Origin of the sequence: Paraburkholderia sp. (genome assembly GCF_026225065.1) — a bacterium.
Taxonomy (GTDB): Bacteria; Pseudomonadota; Gammaproteobacteria; order Burkholderiales; family Burkholderiaceae; genus Paraburkholderia.
On sequence record NZ_JAMFSB010000109.1, the window covers coordinates 43,516 to 54,423 of the forward strand.

Below are 10,908 nucleotides of genomic sequence, written 5' to 3' on the forward strand. Positions count from 1 at the left end.
CGGGTTCTTTTTCATTTCTTTCTTCGAAAAATTGAGGCAGCCCACGATGCCTGGGATAACCAGGTATTGAGCCACTTCGTCAAGTTAGGGCTAGCCGCCATTCGCGGTCAGTGCCGCGGCTTTCAGTTCCGCACTTGCCTGATCGAGCAGCCGTCTCGCGTTCTCGGCATGACCGTTCAGGTTATAGCCGTGCGCGTTCTGCGCAGACAGAATCGACTGGTTCGCCTGACCAATAAAGTACTGGGCTCGTGCAATATCAGGATGCACTCCAGGCGCGACGTTTTGCTCTGGCGGAGGCATTTGTGCCATGGCAGTCGTGCTGAAGCATGAGCAGGACATTGCCGTAAATATTATGGATAACGAAGCACTTACGATTGAAGAATTTACTTTATATGTTTTCATCTTTCTACTTCCTTTCACTAAACATGCTACGTGTTGGCGGATAGCGTGCTATATCCGCAAACGCATCTCCTGATGCGATGTTTTGTGGGCACGCTTCGACATAAACGGTTCAAGCCGGCGATCCCGTCGCTGAAATTTGTAACAACTGTTTCGGCGTCGGTTTGCACGGAGTCCGGACCGATGTGTCGGGATCGGCATGGCTTGGGTTCCGTCACGAATGTCCACACCCATAACACCTCGCGTACCGGTTTATTCCCGGTGAATCGCACCGATGTGCATCGGCGGTGGAGAGTGCTATTGGTCCGACGGAATAAGGATGATTGGGCAAGCGTTTCGAGGTACGTCACTCGATCCGCTGCCTTGTAGTAGAGATGTGTGCTACAGCGAGGGAGCTTTCTTTACCGATGCGGTCTAATTCGCCGGAATCGTCACAACCGGTGCCTTGGTGCTGGTGTCGGCCTCGGCGAGTGCCATCAGGTTCTGCACCACCGTGAAGGCGTATTTCGAGTCGAAATCGTTGCGCTCGACCCAATACGCCGAGGCGCCGTAGTTGACCACCACGTAGGCCTCCGCAGGCGGCTTCTCGCCCGAATGCACGATGATGGTCGGCCGCGTTTCGCCGCCGATCAGGCCCACGGTCGGCTTGGTCGCGCCGCTGCTGATCTGCTCGAGGGGTACCTGTACCTGCGCGCCGAGATCGGTCAGGATGCCGAGCACCGAGCGGGTCACCATGGGAATCCGGTCCCCTCGCTCAGAGGACGGTCCATAGACGATCTGATAGGTACGCGTATTCGGCGCGAGATTGAGCAACCGGCGCACGCGCGCGAGGTCAGCGACGATTTGTGGCGACACGCCGCTGGTCGCCGCGCCCATCGCCAGATATACGCTGCCCTTACCATTTTCCTGGCGCGATTCCACGTTGAGCTCGCCGGCCATCTGCAGGCGTCTGAGCGCCTGCAGCAGCTCGAAGAAGCCAGGGGCGCCCGCGGCACTGTCGCCGCCGAGCGCGCTGCCGTTCTGCAGTCCGCCAATCGATTGCGCGGTGATGCGCAAGAGCAGATCGATCGGGATGCCGCCTTCGGCAAGCGGCAATACCAGTTCAGGCGCAAGCGGCCGGATGTAGGCCGAGGCGAACGCTTCGCCGGTGGTTGGCGAGAAGGTGAAGGTGGGGTGGTTCGAGTAAGAGACGCTGCCGGTGGCGAGCGCATAGTTCGGCTCGCTACCCGAGCCGACGTTGCCGGTCGCGCCGATGGTGGAGTCGAACTGGTAAGCCGCAATGATCGAGCTGACCGTCAGGAACGCGGGGGCGTCGCCGTAGCGCAGCCCGACGACTGCGGCGAGGATCTCGCGTTTCTTCGCATCGCCGAGCGCTCTCGCGTAATCGACCTGATCGGCTCGCAATCGGGTAGGGCCTACATGGACGCATGCAGTGGTGAGGCAGGCTGTGCAGAGAACCGCGAGAACCGAAGCTTTTGTCATCATGGAGCGCGAGGGCGGTGCGGGCCGCGTGGGAAATTGGCATCGCAGGCGCTGTAGCAGAGCGTATGCCTGATCGGGGGTTTTTAGCGCAAGCGTCCGTGGTGTGGGGATCCGGCAGTGCTGACAAGTAGCTTGCACCGCTGCGCGCAGCGTAGATTCCACAGATGAATGCAATATTTGCAGCGTGCGAAGTTCAAGGGAGGTGAAACGGGCAACCAGCGATTCCTTTAGACTGGGATAAGGGAAGGCCCAATGGTTCGTCAACCTCTCATTGCTTCTGAATCGACTCGATGCCCGCAACCTCCGCAGAGGATCTGATCGTTGCCCGCCCGCATGGCCTCTATTGTCCGCCCGGCGACTTCTACATCGATCCCTGGCAGCCGGTCGACCGTGCGGTCATCACCCACGCGCACTCCGATCACGCTCGCTGGGGTCACACACACTATCTGGCCGCGCAGCCAGGCGCGGGCGTTCTGCTCTCACGGCTGCCCGGTATCGATCTTCAAACCGCCACATATGGCGAGCGTCTTGACATCAACGGCGTAACGGTCTCGCTGCATCCTGCGGGCCATGTACTCGGTTCGGCGCAGATACGAGTCGAACATCGCGGCCGCGTGTGGGTCGCCTCCGGCGACTACAAACTCGATTCCGATCCGACCTGCGCTCCGTTCGAGCCGGTACGCTGCGACACCTTCATCACCGAGTCGACGTTCGGACTCCCAATCTATCGTTGGGAACCGCCGCGAACCGTATTCGAGAGCATCGACTCGTGGTGGCGGCATAACGCTTCCGAAGGGCGCGCGTCGGTGTTGTTCTGCTATTCGTTCGGCAAGGCGCAGCATCTACTCGCGGGTGTCGACGCGGGCATTGGTCCGATTTTCTGTCACGGTGCACTCGAACCGATCAATAGCGCGTACCGTGCCGAAGGCGTCGCGTTGCCGCCGGTGCGACTGGCCAGCGAGATTTCCGCCAAGGACAAAACAGTCTTCAAACAGGCGCTTATCGTCGCACCACCCTCGGCACAAGGCAGCGCGTGGTTGAAACGCTTCGGCGACTATAGCGATGCATTTGCGTCGGGCTGGATGCGTTTGCGCGGCGCCCGGCGCAGACGCGGCGTCGACCGCGGCTTCGTGCTGTCCGATCATGCGGATTGGCCGAGCCTGCACACTGCGATTCGCGAGACGGGAGCCGAGCGCGTGATCGTCACGCATGGCCAGGTGGAACCGATGGTGCGCTGGCTGCGCGAACAGGGCCTCGAAGCAGGCGCCTTCGCAACGCAATACGGCGACGAAGCGCTTGAAGATGCTGCAAACGCGGCTGAAGCCGCCACCCCAGTCGCATCCGATTCATCGTGAGCCGTGCGCCATGAAACGATTTGCCGCGCTCTACACCGCGCTTGATGCCACCACCTCGACGCACGACAAGCTCGAAGCGCTGACCACCTATTTCAGCGCGGCGGCGCCAGAGGACGCTGCGTGGGCCTCGTACTTTCTGGCGGGCGGCAAGCCGCGGCAGTCGGTCCCCACGCGCCTCCTGCGCGAAATCGCCTGCGAGCGCGCTGCCTTACCGGCATGGCTCTTCGAGGAGTCGTACCAGGCGGTCGGCGATCTGGCCGAGACCATCGCGCATATTCTGCCGCCGGCGCAACGCATCTCGGAGCTGGGGCTCACGCAGTGGATCGAGCAACGCGTGCTGACCTTGCGCGGCATCGCGCCGGAAGAACTGCGCACGCGGCTCCTCGCTTACTGGGACGAACTCGACTGGGGCGGGCGGTTTCTGTTGACCAAGCTGATCGGCGGTGGCTTTCGGGTTGGCGTGGCACGGCAACTGGTGGTGCGTGCGCTCGCCGAAGTGGCAGGCGTCGACCATAAACGCATCGCACAGCGCATGGTGGGCTGGACCGATTCGCAACAAAAGCCCGATGCCGCACGCTATCTTCGCCTGATTGCGCCGGAGCCCACCCATGCGGCAAATGGCGAGGCGACGAACGAAGCGGAGCAGGGCGCGCTCCTCAATGCAGCGAACGATAGCGATCTCGGCCTACCGTATCCATTCTTTCTCGCGCATCCACTACAGGCCGAACCGCAGACGCTGGGCGACCCGCAGCACTGGCAGATCGAATGGAAGTGGGACGGCATTCGTGCGCAGCTGGTCAAACGTGCCGGTCAGGTATGGCTCTGGTCGCGCGGCGAAGATCTGATCACCGCGCGCTTTCCCGAAGTGACGTCGCTGGGTGAGGCACTGCCGGATGGCTTCGTGCTCGACGGTGAAATTCTGGCGTGGGAACCCGATGCATTGGCGCCGTTGCCTTTTGCCCGGCTGCAACCACGCATCGCCCGTAAGACACTTACGAAAAAAATCCTCGCCGATTCGCCCGCCACGTTCCTCGCCTACGATCTGCTCGAAGCGCACGGCAACGATTTGCGCATGACGCCGCTCGCGCAGCGCCGCGCACAACTCGAAGCGCTTGCGGTTTCGCTTGACGGTGCGCAGATCCGCGATCTGCTGCGAGTCTCGCCGTTGGTAGCGGCGCGAGACTGGACCACGCTCGCGCAATTGCGCGATGAAAGCCGGGCCCGCGGCGTAGAAGGCTTGATGCTGAAGGAGCGTCAGTCGATGTACGGCGTGGGGCGCACCAAGGCGTCGGGCACGTGGTGGAAATGGAAGATCGATCCCTACGCGGTCGATGCCGTGCTGGTCTATGCACAACGCGGACACGGTCGGCGCGCGAGTCTCTACACCGATTTCACCTTTGCCGTGTGGGACGAAGCCGATGGCGTGCGCACACTGGTGCCGTTTGCCAAGGCATATTCCGGTCTCACCGACGAAGAGATGCGTCAGGTCGACGCGATCGTACGCAAGACGACGATCGAGAAGTTCGGCCCCGTGCGCAGCGTGACGCCTACGCTCGTGTTTGAAATCGGCTTCGAAGGTATTCAGGCGAGTCCACGACACAAGTCGGGCGTGGCGGTGCGCTTTCCGCGCATGCTGCGCTGGCGCACCGACAAGTCGATCGAAGATGCCGATTCGCTGGCAATGTTAAAAGGCTTTATCGACGATCGCTCCGCCTGACGCGAACCGACTCGGGATTTTCCCTGAGCGCCATGCCGGATGCGTCGCGTGGTGGCCTTGGTTGCGCGCACAAGGGGTTTCCCAGGGTGGTCAGCTCCGGTGCATTTTGGTACTTGTGCACCTTTGGACCGGTTGCTTCGCCTGTGCGCGGCACTATCAGGATCGAATCTTGCAAACGGGATCCAATGTGCCCGCTCGTGGCACAGGGGAGAACGCAGTGAATGCAGACGACGAAATCAACGATAACGATGACGTGGTGGTGTGGCGGCCGATCGGCGCAGCGATGGCATCGCATCGCCGCGTGCTGGTGGTCGACGACTATCGCGAGGCGGCCGACGCGTTGCAATTGCTGCTCAATGCGGACGGTTTCGAATGCCGTGCACTCGAAGATCCTTTGACGGTCTGCGATGTGGCGGGTGAATGGCAACCGTTTGCGGTGGTGCTCGACATCAAGATGCCGGGTCTCGACGGCTTCGAACTCGCACGACGGTTGCGGGCTCATCCGGCTACAGCACATATGCTGCTGGTGGCTTGCACGGCTTTCTCGTCGGCCAACGACCGGGCTAACGCGAAGGCAGTGGGCTTCGATGCGCATTGCGCGAAGCCGCTCACGCCGCAGCGCCTGCTGCGGGTGCTGGAAGCGGCGACGACGAGCCGGGCACACGGGCCGTTGTGATTTTCCGCTGACGATTCAACACGTCTGCGAAACCTCGCCTCCAAATCCTCCTCAATCAGGCGCGTACTTAAACTCCGGCAGCGCCTCCAGCGACTTCTTCGTCGCATCGGGCAGGATCACCTGGCGGTTCTCGATCTGCAGATCGGCGAACGGCACTGCGACCAGATGCTTGTCCATTCCCAAAAACCCACCAACCGACAGGACGGCGTACGTGCTGTGGTCCCCCGGCGCGACGATCAGATCGTCGAGCGTGCCGATGTCATCCTTGTTGCGGTTGTAGACCGACGCGCCGTGCAGCTTCGAAGCGCGATAGCCGCTGCCGAGTTGCACGACGTCGGTTCGCTTCTCGGTGACCGCTTGCGGCGCTCCCTGCGCGAAAGCTCCGCAGGAGAGCAGGGCGGCGAGTACACCTGCCGCAAATTGCATCTTTGTTGTTCGTGTCATGGTGTTCACCCTCCGGGCGCCTCAGAGGCGCGTTTGGTTTAATCATGCAAAGAGACAGTACGGTCATGCCGAAGCCGCCGTGCTGATTCACGCGTATCGGGATAGAGGCAAAACGCATGCCTTCCCACCTGGCCCCAAGCAAACCGCGCATGATTAACAACGCATAGAGAACGCACAGAGGGCGCCTCAGAAAACCAGGACCATAACTTGCTTAAGTTAGCCTTTCGCACAGGCTCCCGTGCAAACACTCCCATCGTCCAAGGAAAAAACATGTCACGCGAGGCCTCCAAAACGTCTCACGCTCGCTTCGCTTCACGCATCGCCGAAGGCGTTCCTTTCCCACTGGGCGCGACCTGGAATGGCGTCGGCGTCAATTTCGCACTGTTTTCCGCGCACGCGACGAAGGTCGAACTATGTCTGTTCGACTCAACGGGCAAGGAGGAAATTGAGCGCATCGAACTTCCCGAATATACCGATGAGGTCTGGCATGTCTTCGTGCCCGACCTGAAGCCTGGTGCGATCTACGGCTACCGCGTTCATGGCCCGTACGCACCCGAGGAAGGCCATCGCTTCAATCCGAACAAATTGCTGCTCGACCCCTACGCCAAGGCGCATATCGGCGATCTGAAGTGGGGACCGGAAATCTTCGGCTACACGCTCGATCACGAGGACGGCGACCTGTCCTTCGACGAGCGCGATAGCGCGCCCTTCGTACCGAAGTGCAAGGTGGTCGACGCCAATTTCTCGTGGAGCCACCCCGAGCGCAACGCGCAGCCCTGGGAGCGCGTGATTGTCTACGAGACGCATGTACGCGGGTTCACGCAACGCCACCCCGCCGTGCCGGAAAATCTGCGCGGCACCTTCGCCGGCCTCGGTCAGCAACCGGTGATCGACTACATCAAGGGACTGGGTGTCACCACCGTCGAACTGCTGCCTATCCACATGTACGTTAACGACAGTTACCTGCTCGAAAAAGGTCTGACGAACTACTGGGGCTACAACACAATCGGTTTCTTCGCGGCTGACCCGCGTTTTTTCGCGGGTACCAATGCGTCGGTGGAAGAATTCAAGGCGATGGTCGACCGCTTCCACAACGCCAATCTCGAAGTGATTCTCGACGTCGTGTACAACCACACCGCCGAAGGCAACGAACGCGGCCCCACGATCTCGTTCAAGGGCATCGACAACGCTTCGTACTACCGTCTGATGCCGGATGAACCACGCTATTACATCAACGACACGGGTACTGGCAACACGCTGAATCTGTCGCATCCGCGCGTGCTGCAGATGGTGACCGACAGCCTGCGCTACTGGGTCAGCGAAATGAAAGTGGACGGCTTCCGCTTCGATCTCGCCACGATTCTGGGCCGCGAGCTGCATGGTTTCGATGAAGGCGGCGGCTTTCTCGATAGTTGCCGGCAGGATCCGGTGCTCTCGAGCGTTCGTCTGATCGCCGAGCCATGGGATTGCGGTCCGGGCGGCTATCAGGTGGGTGGTTTTCCGCCGGGTTGGGCGGAGTGGAACGACCGCTTCCGCGACACGACCCGCTCGTTCTGGAAAGGCGATGAGGGCATCGTGCCCGATCTTGCAAAACGCCTCACCGGCTCCGGCGACAAGTTCGACCGGCGCGGCCGGCGCCCGTGGGCGAGTGTGAATTTCATCGCGGCACACGACGGCTTCACTACGAACGACCTGGTCTCGTACAACGACAAGCACAACGAGGCCAACGGCGAGGACAACAACGACGGTCACTCCGATAACAAGTCGTGGAATTTCGGCGTGGAAGGGCCCACCGACGATCCGGATATCCGTCAACAGCGCGAACGTCAAAAGCGCAATCTGCTGGCCACCTTGCTGCTTTCGCAAGGCACGCCGATGATCCTCGCCGGCGACGAATTCGGCCGCACCCAGAAGGGCAACAATAACGCCTATTGTCAGGACAATGAGATTAGCTGGCTCGACTGGGAAGCAATCGACGACGACGGGCGAGCGTTGACGGAGTTCGTCAAAAACCTCACCACGTTGCGGCATCGCTTGCCGGTGCTGCGGCGTGGGCGCTTTCTGACCGGCGAGTACAACGCCGCGCTGGAGGTGACCGATACCCGCTGGCTGTCGCCGACTGGCGAGGATCTCTCGCAGGAACAGTGGGACGACGCGGCGATGCGCTGCTTTGGCCTCGTGATCGATGGACGCGCCCAGGCGAGCGGCATTCGCCGCCCGGCCTCCGATGCGACGCTGCTGCTGGTCCTCAACGCGCATCACGACGTGGTGAACTTCACGTTGCCGGATGTCCCCGAGGGTGATCAGTGGACCTGCCTGCTCGACACGAACATGCCGGTACGCGACGAACTGCCAGCATTTTCTGCCGGGGCGTCCTACCAGGTCACCGGCCGCTCGCTGCTGTTGTTCGCGCTCGATGCTTCGAGTCGCGCAACCCAGCGGGTGCTGGACGGGCTCGAGCAGCAGTTGACCACCGATGACCCCGGCAAAACCAGCTGAGCGCGGTGCGTAACGCCAGGTATAGGGCTTGCTGAAGATCTGAATGCAGGCACCGCCGGTGCCTTTGCATTGACCTGATTTGGCGGTGTGAGCTAGCAGAGTCGAGGCGGTGACAAAGGCAGCGGCGGTTGTTCCGATCAAGGCAACATCCTGGCAAACCCAGGCAAAGCCCAGGAGGGCAAGATGGCACAGGACCACGAACTCGAAACGAGCAGCACCGAAGCAAAGATTCGCACTCGCGCGTACTACTTGTGGGAACACGCAACCGACCCCAAGGGTACCCCGGACGAATACTGGGAGCAGGCTCGCGCTGAAGTCGAGAAGGAAGAGTCGGGCGCGGAGGGCGACTCGCATGCGGGTGTGACGGTAACGCCGACACACAAGGAATAGATGCGAGACTTCGACGATCCACGCCTGACGCGGCCGGCGACGCGTATTGCTCCGAGCGCTGCGCTGGGCATCGAGGGGCTGATCACGATGGCGGTCGGCGTGCTGGCCGTCGCCGCGCTTTACTTTGCGCGCGACGTGCTGATCCCCATCACGCTCGCGATCCTACTCAGTTTCCTCGTCGCGCCATTGGCGAATGCGCTGCTGCGTATTCGCCTGGGACACGTCGCCTCGGTGTTTGCCGCGGTGCTGCTGTCCGTCTCGGTGATCGTGCTGCTCGCCAGCGTGATCGGGACGCAACTCACCGAACTCGTCGCTAATGGACCGCATTACGAAGCCACCATCGAGCGCAAGCTCGACACCGCGCACAACCTGACCATCGGCAAGCTCGACCGGCTGATGGGCACGGCCGGTCAGGCGCTGCAGCGTGTCACCATGGAGCCGCCGCAGCAGCAGCAGCCGTCCTCGGCGCCGCCGCCGGCCTCGCGCAGTGCCGTCGCACCCTCATCCGATGCACAGGCGCCCGCGGCGATGCCGGTTGTCGTGCGGGAGCCGGTGCCCACGCCGTTCGAACTCGCGCGCCGTTTTTTGACTCCGGCCATCAGCCCGCTGGAAACCGCATTTATCGTTTTCGTCGTGACGATCGTGATTCTGCTGCAGCGCGACGATCTGCGTGACCGTGCGATTCGTCTGTTCGGCTCGCGCGATCTGCATCGCACGACGACTGTGATGGACGAGGCCGCGCGTCGTCTGAGCCGCTATTTCGTTTCGCAGCTCGGCGTGAACGCCGGGGTCGGCGTGGTGATCGGCATCGGTCTTTCTCTGATCGGCGTGCCGAGCCCGATCCTGTGGGGCATCATGGCTGCGTTATTGCGGCTCGTGCCTTATGTGGGCATCTGGATTTCGGCGGTGCTTGCCACCGCGCTGGCTGCGGCGGTGAGCCCCGGCTGGTCGATGGCGATCTGGTCGCTGGCGCTCTTTGTGAGCGTTGAGGTGCTGGTAGGGCAAGTAGTCGAGCCTTTGCTGTACGGACACAGCACAGGTCTTTCGCCGTTCTCCGTGGTAGTCGCCGCGATTTTCTGGAGCTGGATCTGGGGGCCTATCGGGCTGATCCTCTCGACGCCCTTGACCTTATGTCTGCTGGTGCTGGGCCGTCATGTGCGACGGCTCGAGTTTCTCGATGTGCTGCTGGGCGATCAGCCCGCGCTCACGCCAGTCGAAAACTTCTATCAGCGAGCGCTGGCCGGCGATCCGGATGAAGCCCTCGCGCAGGCCGAAAGTCTGCTGCGAGAGCGTTCACTGTGCGCGTATTACGACGAGGTTGCCCTCAAGGGCTTGCAACTGGCGGCCAACGATGTGCAGCGCGGCAGCGTTACCGCCGCGCAACTCGCACGGATCGAAGCCACGACTAACGATTTGGCCGAAGGGCTCGACAGTTTCGCGGATCGCGACCCCAGGCTCGATCAGCCGGACGACAACTGGGCCGCGGTAGGACCGTCGGATGAGCGATCGCGGCTCCCTGCGAACGAAGAAAGCGCCAGGCGCGAGAGCGGGTCTGGAGCAGACGCAAACCAAGGGGAGAGGGTGGCTGGCCCGGACACAAGCATGGCCGGCTTCCCCAGCGGCGAAGGCGACGAGACTCGTGTCCAGCGTGAGCGCGCCGCACACAACCGGGCCGGCCATCAGGTGCTATGCATCGCGGGGCGCGGTCCGCTCGATCAACTGGCGACCAGCCTGCTGCTGCAACTGCTCGGCAAGCACGATCTCCATTGCCGGTCGCTGCCGCACGAGGCCGCGTCGCGCACCGCCATCGACACCCTCGATCCGCTCGGGACTAATGAGTGGTTGGACGCGCTATGTCCTGTTCAGGCGCATAGCTGTATTCAGCGTCCGCCCACTTCGTCAACCATGCAGTGGACCAGGCGCAGCACGAGAGTGCGTACGCGCCA

The 10,908-nt window shown here is 61.9% G+C and carries 9 protein-coding genes; 6 read left to right on the forward strand and 3 right to left on the reverse strand.

All coding sequences use genetic code 11. The annotated features are described in order from the left end of the window. Positions 1-90: 90 nt before the first annotated feature. Together M0954_RS08695 and M0954_RS08700 are read right to left on the reverse strand one after the other, a co-directional pair. Positions 91-309, reverse strand: coding sequence for a hypothetical protein (locus tag M0954_RS08695; RefSeq protein ID WP_297352681.1), 219 nt, complete (start codon positions 307-309; stop codon positions 91-93). A 504-nt stretch (positions 310-813) separates the two neighbouring features. Further along, positions 814-1,884: a hypothetical protein gene (locus M0954_RS08700; RefSeq protein ID WP_122154762.1), complete on the reverse strand. Its 1,071-nt coding sequence runs from the start codon at positions 1,882-1,884 to the stop codon at positions 814-816. Positions 1,885-2,171: 287 nt separating this feature from the next. On the opposite strand from M0954_RS08700, the gene M0954_RS08705 reads away from it, so the two are divergent. The 3 genes from M0954_RS08705 to M0954_RS08715 all read left to right on the forward strand — a co-directional run bounded on the left by M0954_RS08705 (position 2,172) and on the right by M0954_RS08715 (position 5,629). Then, entirely contained in the window at positions 2,172-3,236 is a 1,065-nt protein-coding gene (locus M0954_RS08705) for a ligase-associated DNA damage response exonuclease (protein ID WP_297352683.1), read from the forward strand. Positions 3,237-3,246: 10 nt separating this feature from the next. Next, positions 3,247-4,953: an ATP-dependent DNA ligase gene (locus tag M0954_RS08710; RefSeq protein ID WP_297352685.1), complete on the forward strand. Its 1,707-nt coding sequence runs from the start codon at positions 3,247-3,249 to the stop codon at positions 4,951-4,953. Between the two features lie 217 nt (positions 4,954-5,170). Beyond that, positions 5,171-5,629 (forward strand): response regulator, encoded by a 459-nt coding sequence (locus M0954_RS08715; protein WP_133891625.1) that lies wholly within the window; start codon positions 5,171-5,173, stop codon positions 5,627-5,629. Between the two features lie 51 nt (positions 5,630-5,680). Here M0954_RS08715 and M0954_RS08720 read toward each other — a convergent pair whose 3' ends face one another. After that, the gene (locus M0954_RS08720) at positions 5,681-6,073 is read right to left on the reverse strand and encodes a PRC-barrel domain-containing protein (protein ID WP_122154765.1); all 393 of its coding nucleotides are present in this window, start codon (positions 6,071-6,073) and stop codon (positions 5,681-5,683) included. Between the two features lie 270 nt (positions 6,074-6,343). Between M0954_RS08720 and glgX the strand changes: the two genes are divergently transcribed. The 3 genes from glgX to M0954_RS08735 form a co-directional block, all read left to right on the forward strand. Further along, positions 6,344-8,572, forward strand: coding sequence for a glycogen debranching protein GlgX (gene glgX, locus M0954_RS08725; protein ID WP_297352687.1), 2,229 nt, complete (start codon positions 6,344-6,346; stop codon positions 8,570-8,572). Positions 8,573-8,755: 183 nt separating this feature from the next. Beyond that, entirely contained in the window at positions 8,756-8,962 is a 207-nt protein-coding gene (locus tag M0954_RS08730) for a DUF2934 domain-containing protein (protein ID WP_122154767.1), read from the forward strand. Further along, the coding region (locus tag M0954_RS08735; RefSeq protein WP_297352688.1) for an AI-2E family transporter at positions 8,963-10,908 on the forward strand (1,946 nt) is incomplete at its 3' end.

Bases quoted from the DNA above. Each gene is read 5' to 3' on its own strand.
- M0954_RS08705 (WP_297352683.1), top strand. From the start codon at position 2,172: ATGCCCGCAACCTCCGCAGAGGATCTGATCGTTGCCCGCCCGCATGGC.
- M0954_RS08695 (WP_297352681.1), bottom strand. From the start codon at position 309: ATGGCACAAATGCCTCCGCCAGAGCAAAACGTCGCGCCTGGAGTGCAT.
- glgX (WP_297352687.1), top strand. From the start codon at position 6,344: ATGTCACGCGAGGCCTCCAAAACGTCTCACGCTCGCTTCGCTTCACGC.
- M0954_RS08720 (WP_122154765.1), bottom strand. From the start codon at position 6,073: ATGACACGAACAACAAAGATGCAATTTGCGGCAGGTGTACTCGCCGCC.
- M0954_RS08710 (WP_297352685.1), top strand. From the start codon at position 3,247: ATGAAACGATTTGCCGCGCTCTACACCGCGCTTGATGCCACCACCTCG.
- M0954_RS08700 (WP_122154762.1), bottom strand. From the start codon at position 1,884: ATGATGACAAAAGCTTCGGTTCTCGCGGTTCTCTGCACAGCCTGCCTC.
- M0954_RS08730 (WP_122154767.1), top strand. From the start codon at position 8,756: ATGGCACAGGACCACGAACTCGAAACGAGCAGCACCGAAGCAAAGATT.